This is a genomic window from Aeribacillus sp. FSL M8-0254 (genome assembly GCF_038008845.1).
Classification (GTDB): domain Bacteria; phylum Bacillota; class Bacilli; order Bacillales; family Aeribacillaceae; genus Aeribacillus; species Aeribacillus composti.
The window spans coordinates 532,428-555,697 of record NZ_JBBOZY010000001.1; the positions used below are offsets into that span (position 1 = coordinate 532,428).

The window sequence follows — 23,270 nt, forward strand, 5'->3', positions numbered from 1 at the left end:
GAAGGATATAAATGATTCATCTAGCATCTTTCATTCGGACGAAAAGCAATAAGAGCAATTGATTAAATATATTGATTTTTCAGAAAATATAAGGTAAAAAATAATAGTAAGAAACAATATGGTATGTACAAACGGAGGTTTTATATGCATGATCATGATCTCCAAAAACATCTTCTCGGAAGACATCTCCTTTCAAATGAGCTCCCGTTTTCAATGGATGCCGTTCAAAATGCCCCCTTCGTTGAAATAGAACAAGGTGTTGTGAAAAAATCCGGTTTTTTTTATTGCAATCGATGTGGAAATGATCAGCCCTTTTTATTTGCAGGCTTTGACTGTGCAAGGTGCGGAAAGTTTTGTCATTATTGCCGGAACTGTATCATGATGGGGCGAGTAAGTGAATGTTCAAAGCTTGTTAGTTTTCCAAGACGAGATAAGGAGGAAAAACATTCGATTCAATCGGATCAAACAAACTTTTTGCAATGGGATGGCGAGCTGTCTCCGGCGCAAAAAAGAGCATCTGACCGGATCGCGGAGTCCGTTTTGCAGCGTACAGACTGTCTCATTTGGGCAGTTTGCGGAGCAGGAAAAACAGAGGTGCTGTTTGCCGGCATAAACACAGCTTTGCAGAAAGGGCTATTTGTTTGCATTGCTGCACCGCGTACGGATGTTGTTTTGGAGCTTGGACCGCGTTTGAAAAACGTTTTTCCGAGCATCGATGTGGCAGTGCTTTACGGAGGAAGCGAAGATCGTTTGAAGCTGAGCCCAATTACTATTTCAACGACTCATCAGCTTCTTCGGTATAAAGAAGCCTTTGACGTGGTGATTCTTGACGAAGTGGATGCTTTTCCATATTCTGTAGATTATGCTTTGCAATTTGCGGTTGAAAAAGCACGCAAACGAAACAGCTCCCTTATTTATTTAACTGCGACTCCCTCCTCATCAATTAAGCAGCATTTTAAGCCTTCCGAAATTGTGAAAATCCCTGCTCGATACCATGGTTATCCCCTACCTGTTCCTGAATTCAAATGGTGCGGCAATTGGAAAAAAAGATTGGAGAAAGGAAAGCTGCCGAAAAATATCATCACATGGGCAGCCGAACAAATGCAAAAGGAAAGACAAGCTTTTCTATTTGTACCGGAAATCAAAGTGCTTCATGATGTCGTTCCGTTACTAAAAAAATTGAATTCAGCGGTTGAAGGAGTACATGCCGAAGATCCCCAAAGGAAAGAAAAGGTTCGGGCATTTCGAAATGGCCGGATTCCGATCATTGTCACAACTACCATTTTGGAAAGGGGTGTAACAGTTCCTGGAACTGATGCAGCTGTTTTAGGAGCAGAAGAAACCATTTTTACAGAAAGTGCCCTTGTTCAAATATCCGGCCGTGTTGGACGGAGCATGAACAATCCAACAGGCTCCGTTATCTTTTTCCATTATGGCAAAACAAATGAAATGATTGCAGCGAAACACCATATTCTTGCTATGAATCGGGAAGCGGCAAAGGAAGATTTGTTAAAGTGTTAGTATTTAGAAAATGAAGGAAACGATACAGAATGTGTAAAGTTGGAAAGATCTTTTCAATTTTGGATGAAAAAAGAAATTCCTTTTTCCAGTATGATCCAATATAATACAGATTAGAGATCATATATTTGGGGTGAGGACATGATAGTAAACGCTCTGGAAAAAATTATGGAAGAATTGCTAGATGAATATATTGACCAATTTCATATGGAATGCACGTGCCCAACTTGCCGCAATGATGTTTTAGCTCTAGTGTTAAATAGAGTTCAGCCCCGTTATGTAACGAGTGAAGATAAAATTACATATGTAAGAGCGGAATTTTTTGATCGGCAGCAAATGACATCTCTTCTTGTCAGCCTGGCAGAATGCGCAAGAATTGTTTCAGAAAACCCACGATGTGACAATAGAAAGGCTTGATGCGAATTATGAGAAGATGTCTTTATTGTTTTAAAAGTATAGATGTCCGCTTGACTTGGAGGCGGCTTTTTTTCCTCGAAAAAGACCCTGTTTTATGCGAAGAATGCTCCAGCAAGCTAAACGTTATATCAGGCCCCATTTGTCCAATGTGCGGGAGGCAAAGCGAAAAAGCCGAGTATTGTACTGATTGCGCGGCTTGGGAAAAACATCCTGACTATCATGGAGTGATAAAGAAAAACCGCTCTGTTTTTCAATATAATGAATTTATGAAAGAAGTGCTTGCTAGGTTTAAATTCCGCGGGGATGCGATATTGGCGCAGATGTTTTCCGAACCTTTTGTGAAAGCATTTCGCCATCACTTCGACAAATCGATGATTCTCGTTCCCATCCCATTAGGTGAAGAAAGGCTTTTGGAACGCGGGTTTAATCAAGCAAAATTATTGGCCCAGCTCCTTCAGCTTCCGATTATTGAGCCTTTGCGCAAAACAGATGCAGCAAAACAATCAAAAAAATCACGGATCGACCGAATGAAGACGAAAAATATGTTTACGGTAACAGATCCAAAACAAGTACATGGTCAACATATTGTTATCATCGATGACATTTACACAACAGGCGCAACGGTACGCCAAGCTGCAAAGCAGCTGATGAACGCTGGTGCGAAAAGTGTCGAATCATTTACGCTTGTCCGCAGCTAAATGACAAATCCGTTTTTCCGATATAAAATAATAATAATAGGAAGATTTTTGAAAGGTGGATTTTTATGGGGGAATTAGCAAACTGCCCAAAATGTGGTTCCTTGTTTGTCAAAACGCGGCTTCGTTCAATATGTGATGCTTGCTACCAAGAGGAAGAAAAGGCATTTGAAACAGTATATAACTTTTTGAGAAAAAAGGAAAACCGCAGATCGACCATTACTGAAGTTGTGGAAAAAACAGGAGTGGAAGAGGACTTAATACTGAAGTTTATTCATCAAGGACGCATTCAACTGGCGAACTTCCCGAACCTTGGTTATCCTTGTTCACGGTGCGGCAAATTTATTCGCGAGGGAAAACTTTGTGTTTCTTGCAAAAAGGAAATACAGTCTCAAATTGAGCAAATGGAAAGAGAAGAGCAGTTTCAGGAGGAGAAAGAGAAGATGCAAACATACTACGCTATCCAACCGAAAAATAATGAAAAACGTTAACAAATCCCTCTATCGATCCGATAATGAATATAGAGATAGATTTCCAGCTGAAACAATCGTTCCATTAGAGCAGGAAAGGAGGCGGTGTCCATGAAGATTCACAGCTATCGGTCATCAAACGTTAATCCTTATCAAAAGCAAATGGATGCCAGCAAGCAGATGAAAGTGGAAGTCCAAAAAGATAGAGTGGAAATATCCAAGCAGGCAAAACAGCTTCAGCAGACGAGCGGTTTTGATCTTCAGCGCCAAGAAAAAGTGCAGGCGATAAAAAAAGAAATTGAAAGCGGGACTTACAAAATCGCCCCAGACCTGATCGCGAAAAGCATGATCCAATTTTATAAGAAAAAAAATGAAGAATAAATTGCGCCAATCCGTTTCGGTTTTTGATTTGGTTGCGTACGAAGCAGCCTGTTTCGATTTTTGATTTGGAACAGAATGAAAATGTGCTGGGCAACTATATTGTACATTTCTGCATTTTTAGCATCTTCATCTTTACAACAAAAAATTATTTTTCATGTCCGGCTTTGGATCATCTTGTCAATGTTCGGAACGAAGCCCGGTAAATATGATTGTATTGAATTTTGCGGGGAGGACGTTTTCGTGTCTCTTGCCAATTTAATTAACGTTTTAGAAAAGCAGTTAATCATTCATGAACAATTGTATAACTTGGCAGTAAAAAAAACGGATTTGCTGAAAAAAGATGATGTTAATCAATTAATGCAGCTTTTAAAGGAAGAGCAGAAATATGTAATGCAGCTTGAAAATGCTGAAAAGGAACGGATCAAAGCAGCGGCTTGCTTTTTAGAAAGAGAAGACGATTTAACGATTTCCGCCTGTATTGAAAAAGCGGAAAATGAGGATAAAGAACGGTTGATAAATCTAAAAGAAAAATTGACAAACGTATTGGCTAATTTGAAAAACGCGAATTTTGTCAATCAACAACTGGCATTGCAAGCATTGCAGGTTGTGAATTTAACGCTTGATCTTTTCATGCCGGAGGAAGCATCGCCGAATTACACGAATCCGAATCAAGAATCGAAGCAATCGAAACGGCGTTCATGGTTTGATTCAAAAATTTAACGGGGGAATTCGCAATGGTATCAACATTTTTTGGACTGGAAGCGGCTAGAAGCGGATTGTATGCCGCACAAAGCGCTTTATATACAATTGGACATAATGTAGCAAATGCCGAGACACCTGGATATTCGCGGCAGAGGGTAAACCTTGTGCAAAAGCAAGCGTATCCGACACCAGGCCGTTTTCGAGCTGATATCCCTGGGCAGTTTGGAACAGGGGTGGATACACAAACAGTGCAGCGGATCCGCGACCGCTATCTTGATGTACAATATCGCGGCGAAAATTCTAAGCTTGGCTACTGGAGCTCTAGATTCAACGCATTATCGAGAATGGAAGATGTGATGAACGAGCTAAACGAGACAGGCTTGAACGAAACCATGGATAGCTTTTGGCAATCGTTGCAAGATTTGGCGGCCAATCCTTCCAACCTCGGTGCCCGCTCTGTTGTCCTTGAGCGCGGAAGAGCTGTTACAGAAACGTTCAATTATTTGGCGGAATCATTAAAGCATAATCAGAAAGATTTACGCAACGAACTCGATGTCGCAACAACGAAAATCAACTCTTTGCTTGAGCAAATCAACCAAATTAACAAACAAATCGGCGAAGTAGAACCGAATGGTTATTTGCCAAACGATTTGTATGATGAGCGCGATCGATTATTGGATGAGCTTTCTTCGTATATTGATATTAAAGTGACGCCGGTTGAAAGCGGAGGCAACGCTTTGAAAGTAGCCGAAGGAAAAGTAACTGTCGAGCTCGCTGGCTTCGAACCGCCAATCACCCTTGTCGACGGAAATAGATACAAAGTAAGACAATTTAGCCTCAATGAATCCAAGTCGAACGGTCTCATCGAATCTATTTCTGTTGGTGGAAGAATGATAGGGGCAGACGATTTTGTTGAAAATTTAAACATCAATGGAAGTTTAAAAGGCTTAATCGAGGCGCACGGCTATACGAACATAGGCAGCACGATTGAACGCGGCATCTATCCTAGCATGATGTCAGATTTAGATCAAATGGCATATGATTTTGCGAACGCATTTAACACTGTCCACAGAAACGGATGGAGCCTTGAGGACATAAACAACGGTGTTCAAACACAGCGCGATTTCTTTGATCTCGGAGGTTTAAGCTCTCCTAAAGGCGCTGCGGCTGCCATTAAAGTATCGGATGATATGAATCGCGATCGAATTGCAGCTTCTGCTACAGGAGAAATCGGCGACGGCCAAAATGCGCTGAAGCTTGCAGAAGTAAAAAATACTTCGTTTCAAAGTTATTTTGAAGCTGTTATCGGCGAAATGGCTGTTATGACACAAGAAGCGGAGCGGATGAAGGAAAATTCAGAAACCTTAGTTTCATCTGTTGAACAACGCCGCAAATCCGTCAGCTCCGTTTCATTAGACGAAGAAATGACAAACATGATCCAATTCCAGCATATGTACAACGCCGCAGCAAGAATGATCACTTTGCAGGATGAAATTTTAGACCGAATCATAAACGGCATGGGACTGGTCGGGAGATAAAGTAAAATTGACTGTTGAATAACCATAGTGGAAAATGAAAGCAAAAATTGTCGGGTTTAGAATGTATGAAATGAAATAAGGCGATGAAGTGCAAATCATATAAGAAATGTACTATTTGCACGTTATGAATTCATACAAAAAATTTATTTAATGAAAGAGAGGTGCAGCATATGCGTGTCACTCAATCGATGCTTGCGCAAAATTCACTCCGCCATTTAAGTAAAAGCTATGAGCTGCTGGGAAAATATCAAGATCAGATGTTGACAGGAAAAAAAATCAACCGCCCGTCCCAAGATCCCGTTGTAGCAATGAAAGGATTGTACTATCGGACTAACTTAAAGGAAGTTGAACAATATAAACGAAATTTATCAGAGGCTTACCTTTGGATCGAAAATTCTGAAGCGGGATTAGAACAGGCCAACCAAGGGCTGCAACGAATACGTGAGCTTTTGATTCGGGCAAAAAACGGTACAAATTCGGAAGACGAACGTGATGCGGTTGCCCGCGAATTGAAACAAATTAAAGACGACCTTGTTGCTGTCGCCAACACACAAGTGGCCGGCCGCTATATTTTTAATGGAACGAAAACAGACTCAGCGCCTGTCAGCGGCGACCCGCCTGTCGTTAATAACAACAATGAACCGTTTAAAATCGAGCTTTCAAAAAACATTCAAATCCAAGTGAATATAACGCCTGACAATGTCTTTAACCAAGCATTGTTTGATACAATTCAAGACATTCAAAATGCTTTGGAAAACAACGACACAACGAACTTGGACACCCTGCTCGGCCAGCTTGATGACCATATTGATGCTCTCAGTGCAGAACGGGCTGAGCTTGGTGCCCGTTACAACCGGATCGAGCAGATGGAAAACCGCATCGGTCAACAGGAAGTAATCTCTACAAAAATTTTGTCAGACAATGAAGATGCCGACATCGAACGGGTCATCATCGACTTGAAAGAGCAAGAAAGCGCGCACAGAGCAGCGCTTGCTGTCAGCGCCCGCATCATTCAGCCAAACTTAGTTGATTTTTTGCGATAATGTGAGAGCGAAAGGACCTGCATAAAGGTCCTTTTTGTTCATCGTATGCCTTGCTTTTGTTCCATGTTTTCCGACTGCTAAAAGAGGTACATAGTTTACTGAAGAAATTTCACTTTTCGTTGATTAGAACGGTATAGTCTTGTGAGTCATTCATATTTTTGACAAGAGCCCCCTTGAAGGAACTTCTTGCATAGGATAGTTGAAGCACTTGCTTATTATTGTCTGTTGAATTTTTGTTTCTTCGAAGAGAATTTCTTTTCTGCTTTAAAACTTTTGTTGTCAGTCGAGGTGAGAGGAATGCTCCTGCCGCAAATTAGAATGGAAAGCCAAATGGCGAAAATTGCGATCAACACTACTCCTGGAAAGCAGTCGATCAAACAGCCGAAAGCGGATATCGATTTACAGCCGGCGAAAATAGCGATGGAAATCAACCGCACACCTGGAAAATTGACAATCGATCAAACGAAAGCGTGGGAAGACCGAAATTTAGCTGACACGTTCCGCTTCATTGAAAAAATAGCTGAGGAAAGCTATCAAGCTTGGCTTGAAGGTATTGCCCGCCGCGCAGAGCAAGGAGATGAACTGATGAAAATTGAAAACGGCGGCAGCCCGCTGGCTGATCAAGCGAAAGAAAACAGCGAATCCCCGATGTATGAAGTGAATGTCGGCTGGATTCCATCATTGTTCAGTGTGAAATTTGATTACGAACCAGGAAACCTTGACATTAATTGGCATTTAAAAAAAGCCGAATTTCGTGCCATTCCCAATAAGCCGGTCATTCACTACGACCGTGGCAGAGTCGATATAAAAATCGCCCAATACCAAAAGTTAAAAATCGACTTTGCCAACCTCACCTTTAAAGGACCAAACTTTGAAATGAACATATAAAGGTTGTGAGAGCATGAGACTAAAGACAAAATATCATGGTGAAATAGAAGCTGCAAGCGACAGCATCATCCAATTTCCATCGGGCATTCCGGGATTTTTAGATGAAAAGCGATTTGTGCTTTTGCCATTTGGCGCCGAATCGCCATTTTTTATTTTGCAATCGATCAACACAAAGGAACTTGCTTTTGTCATGACTATTCCTTTTTTATTTTTCAAAGACTATGCTATCGACTTAGACGATGCGACGATTGAGCAGCTGGAAATCGAGTCGGAACAAGATGTCGCTGTCTATGTGATTTTGACGGTAGAAGAGCCGTTCGAAAACACAACCGCCAATCTGCTTGCTCCGGTCATCATCAATCAAAAAAACAAAAGGGCCAAGCAAGTAATTTTAACAGGCACTACTTATAAAACAAAGCATCCACTTATGGAACAGAAGGAGGTGTGAAGCCGTGCTCATTTTAACAAGAAAGCTGAACGAATCCATCATTATCGGCGACAACATTGAAATTACCATCACCGCCATCGAAGGCGATCAAGTCAAACTCGGCATTAAAGCTCCAAAACAAATCGACATCCACCGAAAGGAAATATATGACGCCATTCAAACAGAAAACAGCGCGGCTTCCCGCACCGACCTTGACCTGTTAAAACATTTTCAAGAAAAGCTCAACAAAAATAAACCTGAGGTCTGAAGCTGTAAAAACCGTAATCAAACAAGGATGTTCAACCATTTTATTTTTCTATTAAAAAAGTCCCATTTTTTCTTTTCAGCCTATTAAACATCAAAAAAACAATCCGATATAAAACATGTAAAGGGCAGCGGCGGCCGACGCTGCTCTTTACATACCACATGGAAGTGGAAAACAACAATTCAAGGAGGAAAAAATCATGAGAATTAACCACAACATCTCGGCGTTAAACACTTACCGCCAACTTTCATTTAACAACACACAAACTGCAAAAAACCTTGAAAAACTTTCTTCCGGCTACCGCATCAACCGCGCTGGCGACGATGCAGCAGGTCTTGCGATCTCTGAAAAAATGCGCGGGCAAATCCGCGGACTGGAAATGGCATCTAAAAACGCACAAGACGGCATTTCTTTAATCCAAACAGCTGAAGGAGCTTTAAACGAAACTCATTCCATCCTTCAACGTATGCGTGAATTAGCTGTGCAATCAGCAAACGATACAAATACAGATACAGACCGTGCCGAACTTCAAAAAGAAGTAGATCAATTAATTGAAGAAATTGATCGCATTGCTAATACAACTCAATTCAACACTAAAAATTTGTTGGATGGTACATTGTCAGGTTCAGGTAATGGACTGATTTTCCATATTGGTGCAAATTCTGGGCAAAATGTAGAACTAACAATTGCTAACATGAAAGCTAGTGGAATAGGGGTTAGCGGTTTAAAAATTGATACTCAATCTGGTGCAGATGCTGCAATCACCACTATTGATAATGCAATTAATAAAGTTTCTTCAGAACGTGCAAAACTTGGTGCAATGCAAAACCGCTTAGAGCATACTATCAACAACTTAGGTGCTTCTGCTGAAAACTTAACTGCTGCTGAATCTCGTATCCGCGACGTAGATTATGCTTTAGCCGCTTAATCGGCGACAAGCACAGTCGTCCTAGCTGGAAACGGCTGGGAGTATCACCGGGTGAATTGCTGGAAACCCCTTAGAGCCTTTGGTGCCACAACGAAGCTGGAAACGGCAAGCGTGATGGCTTGAAAAGCCAAAGGATTGGGCAACCGAGCAGCCAAGCTCCTGTCTCGAAAGAGTGGAGAAGGTTCAACGACTAGGACATACCGCCTAAGGCGAATGCTATGGCGATGAAGTCCGTAGGATGTGCAGGATTCTTCCATCGTCCTGTATCAATCCGAAGTGCCCGGCCCCTAACAGGTAAAGCTGAGGGTGAAGAGATAGTCTAGTCATTTGTGAAAGCAAATGTTCGCACGATGGCGAAAGAAATGATGGAATTCACGAAGAACAACATCCTTTCTCAAGCAGCGCAAGCGATGCTGGCTCAAGCAAATCAACTTCCACAAGGCGTATTACAATTGCTTCGTTAATTTTCTATTACTTAAGAGAGGCTCTAGTTTTCTAGAGTCTCTTTTATATTCAGCGTACTCAGCTAAGCTGTTATCTGCTAGTTGGTGCAAGTCCAACCCGAATTCCAACGGTAAAAGACCGAGTTGTACAGATGGCAACGAAAATGGTCATGGAACCCATCTTTGAAGCAGACTTCCAAGACTGTTCATATGGGTTTAGACCGAAAAGAAATGCTCATCAAGCCATCGCAAGGATTCGAAAACTGTGTAGGAAGCAATACTGGGTAGTAGATGTGGATATTAAAAGGGTAATTTGACAACATCAATCAAGAAAAACTGATGAAGTTAGTGGAAATGAGAATCAGTGACCGCCGAGTGTTGAAACTGATTCGGAAATGGCTGAAAGCGGGGGTAATGGAAGATGGACAGTTTCATAACACCGAAAAGGGTACCCCGCAGGGCGGAGTCATTTCGCCTCTTTTAGCGAACAGCTACCTGCATTATATGGACACGATATGAAAGAAGAAGTTCCTACACTTAGGAGAACTGGTGCGATACGCAGATGATTTCGTGATCATGTGTCGCACGAAAAACGAGGCGCTGGAGAGCATTCAAGTACTAAAAGCCATCATGAAGAAACTCGACCTTGAAATCAACACAGAGATCCAAACTGGTCAACCTATGGGACGACACAAACGGATTTGACTTTCTAGATCTACACCATCGGAAATTTCCTGTGATGAACAAGGGTGGCTCGAAAGTTTATGTCATGCCTCACATTCCAAGTAAGAAAGCCAAGAAGATGAAAATGAAGATTAAGGAATATACGAGTCCAAGGAACAAGCGATTTATGGACATCAAAGAACTGGTGAAAGGGCTCAATCGAATTTTACAAGGATTTAAGAATTACTACAGTATTTCGGCCATCGCCAAGAAGTGGCTAAATAAAGTGGACTGGAATGTATTAGAAAGACTTACTCTGTACTGGAATAAGAAGAAGACCCAAAGGAAGAAACATGCGAGAATGAAAGAAGTTATAAAATTAACGCAAGGCTTATTAGTGAAATTAGCAAGTTAGACAAGAACGAAAGCCAAAGGAAGAAGAACGTCGGAAAACCGTATGAGGGAAAACCTCACGTACGGTTTGATGAGGGGAAGCTGAGAGCAAAAGAGACAGCATAGGCTGTCCCTTTGAAAACAGTTTTCTATTCTACTTGTTGAATAAAGAAAACTGTGATTTAACATTTTCGGGAGTGGTTATGTGCTAGTCTATTGTGAATCTAAAAATGACAATGGGTTAGTAATCTTTGACGTATATTCATTGGATGATTTAAGGGAATGGTGGGAATCTCGTGGTTTTTCCGTTCCGTGGAATGAAGAAGATAGTCGAAGTTTAATAGAATTGGAAAATGTGAAATGGGTTAAGCAAAAATGTCCGAGAGAAGGAAAATGGTATGAACTACCTGAAGAATTTTGGGGAAATTTCAAATATGACTTAAAAAAATTTAACTTTCATTCTAAAGATAGATTCCTTTTATTTCGTATATCGGCGAAATACATAAGTGAACAAGAAGTGGATTTTGTACAATATAGGGTGTATAAAGAATGGAAGATTTGAAAGATTTTTTTTCACAAATTTCTTGGAGTGAAGAAGCTAAATTAATTGTATGGGATGTGGGACACGGAAATTGGAATGAGGTACGTGTTGGAAATAATAGGATATTTTTTGATATTGGAGCTGATAAATATTATAGATTATCAGATAAACAAAATTTAATTGAAAAGATTGCCATTAAGGAAGATGATGTGATTTTTATCATAATTAGTCATTGGGATGTAGACCATTATCAATCGTTACTGTTTTTTCAAAATGAAACTTGTCAAAAGATAGCGGGAATTATTGCGCCGGAGTTCATACCGCATACGAACACTGCCAGAATGGTGGTAAATTATATTGAGCAGCATCATATAAAATTTTTTCGTATTTCCGGTTTTCATAAATCAAGTAAAGAGGTAGAACTAAATTGTATTTACGATTCACAATATTTGAAATTATATAGATCTAGATCAAAGAAAATTTCATCACGAAACTTAGATAGTATTGTCCTATTTGTTAAAGGGAATAATGTAGATATTCTTTTTACTGGTGATCAACAATATCATAAGCTTTATCAATATATTTTATCAACAAATGTTCATGACAAAGAAAATAAAAAATTAATATTGATCGTTCCGCACCATGGTGGAAACAGTGGTAAACTTAAGCCAGATGATTGGGAAAAGTTTAATTATGAAAAAATTATTCTTTCTTATAGTGACCGAAATCATTATTGTCATCCGAAATCAGCAGTTATGGACAACTTAAAGCAAATAGATAAGCAAAATGGGGAAAATATTTGTGAAACGAATGGGAAAAATATTTGTGAGAATTTAAAAATTTTTTGATTTAGATAGTTTATGGAAAAAGATGATTTTTCGTGGAATCACAATCTCGGTCTTTATGCATTCCGATGATACAGCCTAATTTCGCCTCTGTCAAAACGGTTTCGTATCGATGACCTTTTCGTACAGACACCTCATCGAAACTTAAAACCAGTTCATCCTTATCTAAAGCTTCATGAATTTGTTTTTGATGAAGGGCAGCTTTTTCTTGAGCGACCGAGTAGTACATTCTCTCTAAGGTCGAATACGGAATCTTGTTTTCGACTTACATCTTGTATAGTTGTATCCTGACATAATTCAAACAAGTATTCACGATACTTATTCGTTTGGTGTTTATTAGGTTGAATCGACTCATAAGGCTCCGAGAATATCGATTGACAATTTTGGCATTGATATCGTTTGACCAGCACAAATAAATACACAGAATGATTGAGAATAGGAAGATTACGAACCTTTCTTGTCCTCCTGTCATGGACATAAGAAGTCATACATCTACAATAAGGACAACGTTCCTCATGACACTTTTTTTGAACATGAACAAAATATTGATTGGAGAAAGAAAGTTGTTTAATCACTTCAAATTCTGGCAATTCTAGTGATATAGAAAGCACTTACAAAACCTCCTTATGTTTGTGTGGTAGCTAAAATTATTGCCAGGTTTTTGTAAGTGTTTTCTTCTTTTTTGCCAAAATCACAAAAAGTGGTGATGAATCACAATTTAAAAGCGAATTTTTAACTAGATTTTTTTAGTTTGAGATAGAAAAGCATAGAAAAATTATTGTACTTATATTCCATCCAGTTTTGGATTTGACCAACTGCAAATATTTCCAATGTCTTGATTCAATCCTTATTTGATATGGTTTTTGTGGAGCATTTTCCAAAAATATATGAACATGCTGGCGGTAAAAGGATAAATAACCCTCCCTTGTTTCAATTATTTTATATAATTGAGGTAGCAAATTTAATTGTTTGTTAATTTCATCTGTAGGCCTTTTCAGATCAATGTTTTCGGTTAAATAAATAGTCGTTCTTTTTGCACCATTATGTTTATAAATAATAGGTATTTGGAGAATTTTTCTGTTCATTGATTGGTGGAGATAAGGATTTATTAGCTGTTGAAAATAAATAATTTGTGCTTGATCATACAATACGAGACGATTTTGCTTATCAAGAGAGAAAACGAGTGAAAATTTGTACTCCAGCAACTTGATCAACTGCTTGTTTTCTTCATTTCTAAAATTATCTGTTGAGAGAACTATCTTTCTAGGAATATGATTTTCTGTTTTTAAATAGCCGTCATCTTGATACCACCATGCGAGCGCTTCCTCATTTAAATACATATGCAAAAATGGAAAAGGAATCCGTTTGATCCGATTTTTATACCATATTTTTTCAAGTTCCGTAATTTTTTCTGCAGTTTTTGATTGAACAATGTAACATTCAGTGAAGCCCCTTTTGATTCTTTTATCTTTTACAAATTTATACTTTGGTTCATTTAACGGAATATATTCTTTTAGAGATTGAAAGCAATGCCAAGCCCATTGTTTATCATGGATATTATGGACAAATTGAAACCTAGGCTTTCGTCCCTCTTGTTTTGTAAGACAACCATCACCTAATAATTTTCCGCATAAACGAGATAAAAAGTTATTTTGTGAGCTCACTTTTAATCACCTTAAACAAAACATATGTTCGTATATATTGTAACATAAATTGATAATAGTTGCCAAAGTTTACTGCTAAGATTTTGAGAAATATATGCATAAATAACTGAGTTAAATTCTGCTTTTAAGCTTAATAAAAAATTTAGGGATTACATGGTTTATTCTTATTACGTATTGTATTCTATATTTATATTTTGTTGGATTTTGTCGATATAATATATAAGAAACCATCAGTTGAGGAGTAGCGCGATGAATATTATTTTTCAAGATAAAGTGTTAAAAATTAACGGAGATAATCTTGATGAGCTCGAAAAGTTTATGAAACACGTAAATGATAGATTAAATGAAAACGGGCTTGTTTTTAGCCATTTTCTTGTTAACGGTACGCCATTTTATTCTGATATACAAGATTTAATAAATGAATACAGCAATCAGGAGGTTCCTGTTGAAATAGTTGGAATCACTGAACGTGAATGGATGTTAGAATTGAAACATGAAGGCTATCAATATATTGAAAGGGCAGAACAGGTTTTAATACAGCTGTCGGAAAAATTGTATGCTGGGGAAAACACGGGGGACATATGGCAGCAATTTGTCCATCTTTCCGAAGGACTTAATTATTTGTACCAAATTTTTTCCCAATCCAAATTAGGAGAAAATCATGAAAACATTGTTGCCGGAATAAGATCCGTATCTGAGCAGCTCCTTCAAGCAATGGAAAATCTAGATTTTACCCTTATAGCGGATTTTATTCAATATGAACTTTTGCCGTTATTTGCACAAATGAAAGAGATATTAAAAGCAGAGGACGATTCAAATGCTAATTGATAATCGAATCATTTTGCGGGAAAAAGCGAAAAATGTTTTAGAACGGTTAGATGAATTAAACGAATCAGAGAATGTAAAATTAATTGAGGCGAAAAACGGACAAAAAACACTGCAAATCGAAACAAACAACCAAAAGCAATTTATTCACAGTGCTTATAATCCTGAAAAAGAAACAGCTGTTTTCGTTGAAAAAATAAAAACAAAATTAGAAGAGAGTGAGCCGATCATTTTTATCGGTTTTGGGCTAGGATATCATATCGAAGCCATTGCAGAAGCGTTTTCACCTTCTTGGTTTTCTATCATTGAGTTTAATCCTTTCATATTAAAAAAAGCACTCAGTGCCATAAATTTAAAAAAGAAAAAAGTCTATTCAAACATCAAACATTTACATTTAGTTGAAAAAGAAGAACACATTGCACCAGCGATTTTACAAGATGTCAACGATGTAAACACCCCCCCGCAAATCATTGTGTTACCGAGCTATGATAGAATTTTTAAAGAAGAGGTCAATCGATATTTCACTGCATTTCAACAATATTTAAAGGAGAAAAAAAGTCGATTTATCACTACGATCAGCTTTCAAAAACGCTGGACATATAATAGTTTGAAAAATTTCCCGTATTTATTAAAAACGCCAAACATATTAACCGATTTTGATACGTCTTTGTTTGAAAACAAGCCTGCTATTTTAGTTTCTGCAGGACCGTCTTTAAATGAAGAAATCGACAACTTAAAAAAAATTAAAAAAGATCGTTCTGCTTATATTTTTTCTGTCGGCTCTGCGATTAATGCATTAATTGAACATGATATATATCCGGATGCGGCTTTTACATACGACCCTTCTGAAAAGAATCAGTTCGTTTTCCAAAAAATAAAAGAAAAAGGAATAACGGCCATTCCGATCGTTTTCGGTTCCAGTGTCGGATTTGAAACATTGGAAAATTACCCAGGGAAAATGGTGCATTTTATTACAAGTCAAGATTATATTTCAGCATATATCATCAAACATAACGAATATGATCATATCGATATTGCAGTTGACTCTCCATCCATCTCAATTATTACTTTACAATTGCTAAATCATTTGAATTTTAATCCTATTATTTTAGTGGGCCAAAATTTTTCCTATCAGCAAAATAAACGTTATGCATCAGGAATTCAGTATGATTTTGTAAAAAATGAATTGAACGAAAAAGAAATGGAGAAAGTGTTTGAAATAGAATCTGTGGATGGGGGTAAAGTCCTCACAAATGACGGATTTGTCCGGATGAAAACAAGTATGGAACTTATTTTATCGGGGATGAAAGATAAGACAGTTTATAATACGACCAAAAATGGAGCAAAAATCAAGCATACGATTTATAAAGAATTAACATCCATTATCCAAGAACTTCCCCAAAATATTGTAATGAATCATTGGCTGTCAGATCAAAAACCTAATTACAATCTCAAATATATAAAAGAACAATGGCAGCAGTTGATCACAGATGCGGAACAAATAGAAGGAAAAATAAAGGAAATTAATAGCTTCATAAATAAAATAGAAGAAACGGTTAATGCAAGAAAGCTGAATAAGCTGCATCGTTTATTTACGATATTGGATGAGAAAGTAAATGAAGTCTTAGCAACATTATTTTACAAAGTATTTCTTCGGTCAATGACACAATTTGAATATGAAATGGCATCAAAGGAAATAACCGCTGTCCGAGACAGCTCTGATCTCATTCACAAGGCAAAAGTGATTGTGAAGGAATATAGACGCCTAATCGCTGAGTGGGTTGTATCGTATCGGTTGGTGGCGGAGGATATTTCTAAAATATATGAACAAATATTGGGGATAAAAGGAAATAGAGAGGAGGGGTAAAGTGGAAAAGAGGATTTTAGTTACTGGTGCTGATGGATTTATTGGATCTCATTTAACAGAAGAATTGGTTCGGCAAGGATATGATGTAAAAGCTTTTGTTTATTACAACTCTTTTAATTCATGGGGCTGGTTAGATCATTCGCCATTAAAAAACGAGTTTGAAGTGTTTGCGGGAGATATACGTGATCCGCATGGTGTAAAAGAGGCGATGAAAGGATGCGATGTTGTCTTACATTTAGCTTCTTTAATTGCGATTCCTTATTCTTATCATTCACCTGATACATATATCGATACGAATATTAAGGGGACATTAAACGTCCTTCAAGCAGCTCGGGAATTAGATATTCAAAAAGTTGTTCATACATCCACAAGTGAAGTGTATGGGACGGCACAATACGTACCAATTGATGAAAATCATCCGCTTCAAGGCCAGTCACCGTATTCTGCTTCTAAAATTGGGGCAGACCAAATGGCAATCGCTTTTTATCGTTCGTTTGAAACGCCTGTTGCGATTGTTCGTCCTTTTAATACATATGGTCCAAGACAATCGGCAAGAGCGGTTATCCCGACGATTATTACACAACTTGCATCTGGTAAGCGGAAAATCAAACTTGGTTCGCTTCATCCAACACGTGATTTTAATTACATAAAAGATACGGTAGAAGGCTTTATTTCTGTCATGAAGCACGATCAGTCAATCGGTGAAGTTATTAATATCGGCAGCAACTTCGAAATATCGATTGGTGAGACAGCGAAACTTATTGCTGAGGTAATGGGTGTCGATATTGAAATTGAAACAGATGATGTGAGGATTCGCCCGGAAAAAAGTGAAGTAGAAAGATTGTGGGCGGACAATTCGAAGGCCAAAACTTTACTGAGCTGGGAGCCTAAATATGGTGGGAAAGAAGGATTTAAAAGAGGATTAAAAGAAACAATTGAATGGTTTACAGACGAAAGAAACCTATCTCAATATAAGGCAGATGTGTATAACATATGAGCGATGTTTTATTAGAATTAGCTAAAAAAATTAAAAACATGTGCCCAGAGAAAGATTTTATACCGCTGCATGAGCCAACATTTATAGGAAATGAACAAAAGTATGTATCTGATTGTATTAAGACAGGATGGGTGTCTTCAGTCGGAAAGTATGTAGATAAATTTGAACGATTGTTAGCGGAGTTTACAGGTGTAAAAAGAGCGGTTGCTGTTGTGAACGGAACCGCCGCCCTTCATATTGCTTTAAAGATTGTAGGGGTTCAACCAAATGATGAAGTACTAATCCCTTCCTTAACTTTTGTCGCAACTGGAAATGCAGTTGTTTATTGTGGGGCTGTTCCACATTTTGTGGATGTCTCCAAAACAACATTAGGTATTGATCCATTTAAGTTGGAAGATTATTTAAAAGATATAGCGATAGTAAAAAATAATGTTTGTGTAAATAAACAAACCGGTAAAATCATTCGAGCGATTGTTCCAATGCATACATTTGGCCATCCTGTTGATTTAGATCCATTGTTAGATATATGTGAACGATGGAATATAATCATGGTTGAAGATGCCGCAGAATCGCTGGGTTCTTATTATAAAGGGATTCATACGGGAAATTTCGGAAAAGCTTCTGCCATGAGTTTTAATGGCAACAAAATTATTACAACCGGCGGTGGAGGAGCAATTTTGACGAATGATGAGAAACTGGCAGATTATGCGAAGCATCTTACTACTACTGCCAAACTCCCTCATCGTTGGAAATATGAACATGATGAAATAGGATATAATTATCGTATGCCAAATATAAATGCAGCATTAGGATGTGCACAACTTGAACAGTTAGAAGATTTGATTGAAAAGAAACGTCAACTTGTTAATAAATATGAGCAATTGATAGAAGGTTATGATGGATTTAAATTATTTAAAGAGCCTAAGTTTGCGAAAAGCAATTACTGGCTGCAAACATTAATTTTTGATGAAAAAATTTATAACATAGATGAAGTTTTGGAAAAGTTAAATAATTATAACGTGATGTCAAGGCCTGTATGGAAGCCATTGCATCTTTTGAATCCTTTTCAAAACTGTCCAAAAGCTGATTTATCGGTAACAGAACAATTACGGTATCAAATTGTGAATGTTCCTAGTAGCCCACACTTAGGAGAAGATTCGGATGGATAAAAGAAAAATATGTGTTGTAACAGGCACGAGAGCAGAATACGGTCTTTTATATTGGTTAATGAAAGAAATACAGTCAGATCCTGATTTAGAACTGCAAATTATTGCGACAGGCATGCATTTATCCCCAGAGTTTGGTTTGACATATAAGCAAATTGAAGAAGACGGTTTTGTGATTAATGAAAAAGTTGAAATGCTGTTATCTAGCGATACACCGATAGGAATTGCAAAATCGCTGGGATTAGGAACAATCGGATTTGCAGATTCTCTAAATCGGTTAAAACCTGATATTTTAGTCTTACTAGGAGACCGATTTGAAATATTAGCAGCAGCTCAAGCGGCGATGATTGCTAGAATACCAATTGCCCATATTCATGGTGGGGAAGTAACTTATGGCGCATATGATGACGCAATTCGACATGCGGTAACAAAAATGAGTTATCTTCACTTTGTAACGACGGAAGAACATCGAAAGCGAGTGATTCGATTAGGAGAGTATCCGAATCGAGTCTATAATGTGGGAGCACCGGGAATTGAAAACATTATGAAATTGCAATTGCTGTCAAAAAAACAATTAGAAGAGTCACTGGGAATTTATTTAGAAGAGCCTATTTTTTTAATAACCCACCATCCAACAACATTAAGTACCAATCCAATTGAAGGTATTGAAGAACTTTTAGAGGCGCTAAATAATTTTAACAATGCAACTATGATTTTTACAAAAGCCAATGCAGATGACAATGGGAGAAAGATAAACAACTTGATTGGCTCATATGTGAGTCAAAAGCCCGATAAACGAAAATTTTTTGATTCATTGGGGCAGTTACGCTATTTGAGTTTACTTAAATATGCAAATGTCATAATTGGGAACTCTTCTAGTGGTCTTATAGAAGCTCCTTACTTGGAAACTCCTACAGTCAACATTGGTAGTAGGCAAAAAGGAAGAATTAGACCAAATTCTGTTTTTGATTGTAATCCAGATGTTAAAGAAATAACAGAAGCAATAATTAAAGCGTTAAATTATGAATTTAAAGAAGACAGTGAATATAAAATTTTTGGAAACGGTGAAACTTCTCAACAAATATTAAAAGTTTTAAAAAACATAGATATAAAATCAATGACAAAAGAGTTTTATGATGGAGAGATTATATGAAGCAAACATTTATTATCGCTGAAGCCGGAGTTAATCACAACGGTTCCTTAACCTTGGCATTTCAACTCGTTGATGCCGCAGAAAAAGCCGGTGCGAATGCGATTAAGTTTCAAACTTTTAAAACTGAACATTTGGTCACAAAATCAGCGCAGCAGGCAGAATATCAAAAAAAGAATATTGGAAAATCCTTATCACAATATGAAATGCTGAAAAAGCTGGAGTTAAGCTATGAGGACTTTAAAAAGCTAAAGCAATATTGTGATGAAAAAGGTATTATGTTTTTATCTACACCTTTCGATTTAGAAAGTGTAGATTTTTTAATTCAAGAATTGAAATTGAATATTATAAAAATACCATCAGGTGAAATTACGAATGCCCCTTATTTACATAAAATTGCATTGCATGGTGTCGATGTGATTTTATCGACAGGAATGGCTACAAAGGAAGAAATTCATCATGCACTAGCGTTTTTAGCTTACGGCTTTGCGAAAAAGACGGATGTTTCATTTGATAAAGTAAAACGTTTTTATCAAACAGATGAAGCCAAAATGATACTGCAAGAAAAAGTAAGCATTTTACATTGCACAACTGAATATCCGACACCATACGAAGATGTACATTTGAATGCAATGGATGATATGGAAAAAGAATTTCATCTTTCGATTGGATTATCGGATCATACAGAAGGAATTGTCGTTCCGATTGCCGCTGTTGCCAAAGGGGCGAAAATCATCGAAAAACACTTCACGTTGGATAAGACATTGCCAGGCCCTGATCATAAAGCATCATTAGATCCACATGAATTAAAAGAAATGATTCAATCGATTCGAATCATTGAAAAAGCTCTTGGTGAAAAGCAAAAAAAACCGACACAGACAGAGCTGAAAAATAAAGAAGTGGCTAGAAAAAGTTTAGTTGCGGCTAAATCAATTAAAAAAGGAGAACTATTTACCTTTGATAATCTAACGGTGAAGCGGCCTGGAACTGGAATTGAACCATACTATTATTGGGATTACATAGGACAAAAAGCAGGGCAAGATTATGAAGAAGATGAGGTTATAAAGTAATGGGCTTAAAACCGGTGATTATTATTGGAAATGGTGGGCATGCGAGAGTATTGGTTGACATTCTATTACTGCAGAAAAGAGAGATAATAGGTTATACAGCACCTAACGAGGAAAATAATCCTTACAGTATTACTTATTTAGGTGGAGACGAAGAAATATTAAAATATGATCCGCAAGAAATTGAATTGGTTAATGCTCTCGGTTCTATATCTGATACAAAACCTAGAGCAAACATTTTTAACTTTTTTAAACTAAAAGGTTATCGTTTTTCTACCACAATTCATCCTTCTGCTGTGATTTCTGAAACAGCTACATTAGGTGAAGGCGTGCAAATTATGGCAGGTGCGGTTATTCAACCATTTGTAAACATTGCCGATAATACTATTGTAAACACCTCAACTTGTATAGACCATGACTGCTTTATAGACAAACATTGCCATATTGCTCCTGGTTGCGTCTTATCTGGCGGTATAAAAATTGGAGAAGGTACTCATATCGGAACGGGTGCAAAAATTATTCAAAACATCTCAATTGGAAAGAATGTGCTAGTCGGAGCAGGTTCATTGGTTTTAAGAGATATTGGCGATAATAAGAAAGTTTATGGTAATCCTGCTAAGGAAGTGAGTAAATGAGAGACTGGAAACAATTGTTAGTATCTCCTTTTACATCTATTATCGAAACGATGAAAAATATTGACCAAACCGCTGCACAAATCGCTTTAGTAGTGGATGATGATTTCCGACTTTTAGGTACAGTGACAGATGGGGATATAAGAAGGGGAATATTAAAAGGAATCTCTCTCGATCAAGAAGTAACCAAAGTTATGAATCATCACCCTATTTCAATGAGAGTTGGAGCATCAAAACAAGAAATAAAAAAATTATTTCAACAAAAAAAGCTGCGGCAACTTCCACTTTTAAATGAACGAGGCGAAGTTGTTGATGTCATTTTTTCAGATATATTATTGGATACCGTTTCATTCGATAATTGGGTCGTCTTAATGGCAGGGGGATTAGGTACTCGTCTTCGTCCGTTAACAGAAAATATTCCAAAACCAATGTTAACTGTCGGTACGAAGCCGATTTTGCAAACAATATTAGAAAGTTTTATTGAATACGGATTCCATCGATATTATTTTTCTGTCAATTACAAACGTGAAATTATCAAGGATTATTTTGGAAATGGTTTAAAATGGGGGGTGAACATCCAATATCTTGATGAAGATGAACAGCTCGGGACGGCAGGTGCACTGTCTCTTTTTCCTGAAAAACCATCAAAACCGATTATCGTCATGAATGGGGACATTTTAACAAAAGTGAATTTTCAGCGGTTATTGCAATACCACGAAGAAACCAATTCCGTCGCAACTATGTGTGTAAGAGAATACCAACATCAAGTACCATATGGTGTGGTCAGAACAGACGGTACAAAGCTTTGCTCAATAGAAGAAAAACCGATTGAGCGTTACTTTGTAAACGCGGGGATTTACGTTTTGAATCCTGAGGTGCTTGATTATATTCCTAAAAATGAATTTTATGATATGCCCTCACTTTTTAATTTACTAATAAAAGAAAAGAAAAAAACAAGTGTTTTTCCTATAAGAGAATACTGGTTAGATATTGGGAAAATGCCCGATTTTGAAAAAGCAAATTTGGAGTTTTCGGAGGTATTTGGATGATTAATAATTACAAAGTTTTAGCGATTGTTCCCGCACGAGGTGGATCAAAAGGAATTCCAAGAAAAAATATTAAAATGTTAATAGATAAGCCATTAATTGCCTGGACAATCGAAGAAGCAAAGAAATCCAAATTTATTGATAAACTAATTGTTTCAACAGATGATACAGAAATTGCTAAGATTTCTAAAGAATGGGGGGCGGAAGTCCCGTTTTTAAGACCTGCTGAATTAGCCCAAGATGACACACCAGGTATCGATCCAATTCTTCATGCATTGGAATACTTTCCTGAATATGAATACATAGTTGTTTTGCAGCCAACATCTCCTTTAAGACTAGCAGAAGATATTGATGGAGCAATTGATTTATGTGTAAAGAATAATCATAAATTTTGCGTATCTGTTGCTGAAAGCAAAGCTATTCCAGAATGGATGTTTCATATAAATGAACAAGGTATATTAAAACCAATAATTAATAACAATTTCCCTTACCAAAGGCAAAAAGCTAAAAAACCATTTTTACTAAACGGTGCAGTATATGTTGGGCAAAGAGAAGCGTTATTAAAAAATCGCTCTTTTTTAAGTTCAGAAACAATTGCCTATTTGATGCCAAAAGATCGTTCTATTGATATTGATGATATAAATGATTTTGAATGGTGTGAATTTTTTTTTAAGAAATAAAAATGTTTATTTTTTAAAT

The 23,270-nt window shown here is 37.4% G+C and carries 27 protein-coding genes and 1 pseudogene; 26 read left to right on the forward strand and 2 right to left on the reverse strand.

Annotated features, from left to right (window positions below):
- Window positions 1-144 precede the first annotated feature (144 nt).
- From NSQ44_RS02600 to NSQ44_RS02680, 17 genes are all read left to right on the forward strand, one after another.
- Complete coding sequence (locus NSQ44_RS02600; RefSeq protein ID WP_340854751.1) at window positions 145-1,521, forward strand: DEAD/DEAH box helicase; 1,377 nt, start codon at window positions 145-147, stop codon at window positions 1,519-1,521.
- A gap of 138 nt (window positions 1,522-1,659) precedes the next feature.
- Window positions 1,660-1,935 carry a late competence development ComFB family protein gene (locus NSQ44_RS02605; protein WP_063386299.1) on the forward strand — a complete coding sequence of 92 codons (276 nt, stop codon included), beginning with the start codon at window positions 1,660-1,662 and terminating at the stop codon, window positions 1,933-1,935.
- A gap of 8 nt (window positions 1,936-1,943) precedes the next feature.
- Complete coding sequence (locus tag NSQ44_RS02610) at window positions 1,944-2,633, forward strand: ComF family protein (RefSeq protein WP_340854753.1); 690 nt, start codon at window positions 1,944-1,946, stop codon at window positions 2,631-2,633.
- Between the two features lie 65 nt (window positions 2,634-2,698).
- Window positions 2,699-3,121, forward strand: a complete 423-nt coding sequence (locus tag NSQ44_RS02615; RefSeq protein ID WP_063386298.1) for a TIGR03826 family flagellar region protein — start codon at window positions 2,699-2,701, stop codon at window positions 3,119-3,121.
- Window positions 3,122-3,211: 90 nt separating this feature from the next.
- A complete protein-coding gene (gene flgM, locus NSQ44_RS02620; RefSeq protein ID WP_063386297.1) occupies window positions 3,212-3,481 on the forward strand; it encodes a flagellar biosynthesis anti-sigma factor FlgM in 270 nt (89 codons plus the stop codon).
- A gap of 240 nt (window positions 3,482-3,721) precedes the next feature.
- Window positions 3,722-4,201 carry a flagellar protein FlgN gene (locus NSQ44_RS02625; protein ID WP_066246862.1) on the forward strand — a complete coding sequence of 160 codons (480 nt, stop codon included), beginning with the start codon at window positions 3,722-3,724 and terminating at the stop codon, window positions 4,199-4,201.
- 14 nt (window positions 4,202-4,215) lie between these two features.
- Window positions 4,216-5,721, forward strand: coding sequence for a flagellar hook-associated protein FlgK (gene flgK, locus NSQ44_RS02630; protein ID WP_340854757.1), 1,506 nt, complete (start codon window positions 4,216-4,218; stop codon window positions 5,719-5,721).
- Between the two features lie 170 nt (window positions 5,722-5,891).
- Window positions 5,892-6,764, forward strand: coding sequence for a flagellar hook-associated protein FlgL (flgL, locus tag NSQ44_RS02635; protein ID WP_340854759.1), 873 nt, complete (start codon window positions 5,892-5,894; stop codon window positions 6,762-6,764).
- A 186-nt stretch (window positions 6,765-6,950) separates the two neighbouring features.
- On the forward strand, window positions 6,951-7,652 hold the full coding sequence (locus NSQ44_RS02640) for a DUF6470 family protein (protein ID WP_340854762.1): 702 nt from the start codon (window positions 6,951-6,953) through the stop codon (window positions 7,650-7,652).
- Between the two features lie 13 nt (window positions 7,653-7,665).
- Entirely contained in the window at window positions 7,666-8,100 is a 435-nt protein-coding gene (gene fliW / locus NSQ44_RS02645) for a flagellar assembly protein FliW (protein ID WP_340854763.1), read from the forward strand.
- A gap of 4 nt (window positions 8,101-8,104) precedes the next feature.
- Window positions 8,105-8,347 (forward strand): carbon storage regulator CsrA, encoded by a 243-nt coding sequence (gene csrA, locus NSQ44_RS02650; protein WP_311066849.1) that lies wholly within the window; start codon window positions 8,105-8,107, stop codon window positions 8,345-8,347.
- Window positions 8,348-8,543: 196 nt separating this feature from the next.
- The gene (locus NSQ44_RS02655) at window positions 8,544-9,272 is read left to right on the forward strand and encodes a flagellin N-terminal helical domain-containing protein (protein ID WP_327847937.1); all 729 of its coding nucleotides are present in this window, start codon (window positions 8,544-8,546) and stop codon (window positions 9,270-9,272) included.
- A 329-nt stretch (window positions 9,273-9,601) separates the two neighbouring features.
- Entirely contained in the window at window positions 9,602-9,736 is a 135-nt protein-coding gene (locus tag NSQ44_RS02660) for a flagellin (protein WP_395994365.1), read from the forward strand.
- Between the two features lie 333 nt (window positions 9,737-10,069).
- Entirely contained in the window at window positions 10,070-10,234 is a 165-nt protein-coding gene (locus NSQ44_RS02665; RefSeq protein WP_327847938.1) for a hypothetical protein, read from the forward strand.
- Between the two features lie 331 nt (window positions 10,235-10,565).
- A complete protein-coding gene (locus NSQ44_RS02670) occupies window positions 10,566-10,793 on the forward strand; it encodes a group II intron maturase-specific domain-containing protein (RefSeq protein ID WP_327847939.1) in 228 nt (75 codons plus the stop codon).
- Between the two features lie 183 nt (window positions 10,794-10,976).
- Entirely contained in the window at window positions 10,977-11,333 is a 357-nt protein-coding gene (locus NSQ44_RS02675) for a hypothetical protein (protein ID WP_327847940.1), read from the forward strand.
- Window positions 11,321-12,160, forward strand: a complete 840-nt coding sequence (locus NSQ44_RS02680; protein ID WP_327847941.1) for a hypothetical protein — start codon at window positions 11,321-11,323, stop codon at window positions 12,158-12,160. Before NSQ44_RS02675 ends, NSQ44_RS02680 begins: the two co-directional genes overlap by 13 nt.
- A 31-nt stretch (window positions 12,161-12,191) precedes the next feature.
- On the opposite strand, the pseudogene NSQ44_RS18940 reads toward NSQ44_RS02680, so the two are convergent.
- Both NSQ44_RS18940 and NSQ44_RS02690 read right to left on the reverse strand, forming a co-directional pair.
- Window positions 12,192-12,768, reverse strand: a pseudogene (locus tag NSQ44_RS18940) (transposase family protein); the annotation flags it as partial.
- Between the two features lie 135 nt (window positions 12,769-12,903).
- Complete coding sequence (locus NSQ44_RS02690; RefSeq protein WP_327847943.1) at window positions 12,904-13,821, reverse strand: endonuclease; 918 nt, start codon at window positions 13,819-13,821, stop codon at window positions 12,904-12,906.
- Between the two features lie 249 nt (window positions 13,822-14,070).
- Here NSQ44_RS02690 and NSQ44_RS02695 point away from each other — a divergent pair, with 249 nt between their 5' ends.
- From NSQ44_RS02695 to NSQ44_RS02735, 9 genes are read left to right on the forward strand one after another with little or no spacing between them, the layout of a single operon-like run.
- Window positions 14,071-14,649, forward strand: coding sequence for a hypothetical protein (locus tag NSQ44_RS02695; RefSeq protein ID WP_340854768.1), 579 nt, complete (start codon window positions 14,071-14,073; stop codon window positions 14,647-14,649).
- Window positions 14,639-16,513, forward strand: a complete 1,875-nt coding sequence (locus NSQ44_RS02700; RefSeq protein ID WP_340854769.1) for a motility associated factor glycosyltransferase family protein — start codon at window positions 14,639-14,641, stop codon at window positions 16,511-16,513. Before NSQ44_RS02695 ends, NSQ44_RS02700 begins: the two co-directional genes overlap by 11 nt.
- 1 nt (window position 16,514) lies before the next feature.
- Window positions 16,515-17,510, forward strand: coding sequence for an NAD-dependent 4,6-dehydratase LegB (locus tag NSQ44_RS02705; RefSeq protein WP_340854770.1), 996 nt, complete (start codon window positions 16,515-16,517; stop codon window positions 17,508-17,510).
- A complete protein-coding gene (locus tag NSQ44_RS02710) occupies window positions 17,507-18,679 on the forward strand; it encodes a LegC family aminotransferase (RefSeq protein WP_340854772.1) in 1,173 nt (390 codons plus the stop codon). The genes NSQ44_RS02705 and NSQ44_RS02710 overlap by 4 nt, the downstream gene beginning before the upstream one ends.
- Window positions 18,672-19,829: a UDP-N-acetylglucosamine 2-epimerase gene (neuC, locus tag NSQ44_RS02715; RefSeq protein ID WP_340854776.1), complete on the forward strand. Its 1,158-nt coding sequence runs from the start codon at window positions 18,672-18,674 to the stop codon at window positions 19,827-19,829. The genes NSQ44_RS02710 and neuC overlap by 8 nt, the downstream gene beginning before the upstream one ends.
- A complete protein-coding gene (gene neuB / locus NSQ44_RS02720) occupies window positions 19,826-20,896 on the forward strand; it encodes an N-acetylneuraminate synthase (protein ID WP_340854779.1) in 1,071 nt (356 codons plus the stop codon). The genes neuC and neuB overlap by 4 nt, the downstream gene beginning before the upstream one ends.
- Complete coding sequence (locus tag NSQ44_RS02725) at window positions 20,896-21,528, forward strand: acetyltransferase (protein WP_130158777.1); 633 nt, start codon at window positions 20,896-20,898, stop codon at window positions 21,526-21,528. Before neuB ends, NSQ44_RS02725 begins: the two co-directional genes overlap by 1 nt.
- Window positions 21,525-22,574, forward strand: a complete 1,050-nt coding sequence (locus NSQ44_RS02730) for a nucleotidyltransferase family protein (protein WP_130158779.1) — start codon at window positions 21,525-21,527, stop codon at window positions 22,572-22,574. The genes NSQ44_RS02725 and NSQ44_RS02730 overlap by 4 nt, the downstream gene beginning before the upstream one ends.
- Window positions 22,571-23,251: an acylneuraminate cytidylyltransferase family protein gene (locus NSQ44_RS02735; RefSeq protein ID WP_340854783.1), complete on the forward strand. Its 681-nt coding sequence runs from the start codon at window positions 22,571-22,573 to the stop codon at window positions 23,249-23,251. Before NSQ44_RS02730 ends, NSQ44_RS02735 begins: the two co-directional genes overlap by 4 nt.
- Window positions 23,252-23,270 lie beyond the last annotated feature (19 nt).

Bases quoted from the DNA above. Each gene is read 5' to 3' on its own strand.
- fliW (WP_340854763.1), top strand. From the start codon at position 7,666: ATGAGACTAAAGACAAAATATCATGGTGAAATAGAAGCTGCAAGCGAC.
- NSQ44_RS02695 (WP_340854768.1), top strand. From the start codon at position 14,071: ATGAATATTATTTTTCAAGATAAAGTGTTAAAAATTAACGGAGATAAT.
- NSQ44_RS02610 (WP_340854753.1), top strand. From the start codon at position 1,944: ATGAGAAGATGTCTTTATTGTTTTAAAAGTATAGATGTCCGCTTGACT.
- neuC (WP_340854776.1), top strand. From the start codon at position 18,672: ATGGATAAAAGAAAAATATGTGTTGTAACAGGCACGAGAGCAGAATAC.
- NSQ44_RS02670 (WP_327847939.1), top strand. From the start codon at position 10,566: ATGGACATCAAAGAACTGGTGAAAGGGCTCAATCGAATTTTACAAGGA.
- NSQ44_RS02735 (WP_340854783.1), top strand. From the start codon at position 22,571: ATGATTAATAATTACAAAGTTTTAGCGATTGTTCCCGCACGAGGTGGA.
- NSQ44_RS02710 (WP_340854772.1), top strand. From the start codon at position 17,507: ATGAGCGATGTTTTATTAGAATTAGCTAAAAAAATTAAAAACATGTGC.
- NSQ44_RS02600 (WP_340854751.1), top strand. From the start codon at position 145: ATGCATGATCATGATCTCCAAAAACATCTTCTCGGAAGACATCTCCTT.
- flgL (WP_340854759.1), top strand. From the start codon at position 5,892: ATGCGTGTCACTCAATCGATGCTTGCGCAAAATTCACTCCGCCATTTA.
- flgK (WP_340854757.1), top strand. From the start codon at position 4,216: ATGGTATCAACATTTTTTGGACTGGAAGCGGCTAGAAGCGGATTGTAT.
- flgM (WP_063386297.1), top strand. From the start codon at position 3,212: ATGAAGATTCACAGCTATCGGTCATCAAACGTTAATCCTTATCAAAAG.
- NSQ44_RS02615 (WP_063386298.1), top strand. From the start codon at position 2,699: ATGGGGGAATTAGCAAACTGCCCAAAATGTGGTTCCTTGTTTGTCAAA.
- NSQ44_RS02655 (WP_327847937.1), top strand. From the start codon at position 8,544: ATGAGAATTAACCACAACATCTCGGCGTTAAACACTTACCGCCAACTT.
- neuB (WP_340854779.1), top strand. From the start codon at position 19,826: ATGAAGCAAACATTTATTATCGCTGAAGCCGGAGTTAATCACAACGGT.
- NSQ44_RS02725 (WP_130158777.1), top strand. From the start codon at position 20,896: ATGGGCTTAAAACCGGTGATTATTATTGGAAATGGTGGGCATGCGAGA.
- NSQ44_RS02680 (WP_327847941.1), top strand. From the start codon at position 11,321: ATGGAAGATTTGAAAGATTTTTTTTCACAAATTTCTTGGAGTGAAGAA.
- NSQ44_RS02700 (WP_340854769.1), top strand. From the start codon at position 14,639: ATGCTAATTGATAATCGAATCATTTTGCGGGAAAAAGCGAAAAATGTT.
- NSQ44_RS02665 (WP_327847938.1), top strand. From the start codon at position 10,070: ATGAGAATCAGTGACCGCCGAGTGTTGAAACTGATTCGGAAATGGCTG.
- NSQ44_RS02605 (WP_063386299.1), top strand. From the start codon at position 1,660: ATGATAGTAAACGCTCTGGAAAAAATTATGGAAGAATTGCTAGATGAA.
- NSQ44_RS02730 (WP_130158779.1), top strand. From the start codon at position 21,525: ATGAGAGACTGGAAACAATTGTTAGTATCTCCTTTTACATCTATTATC.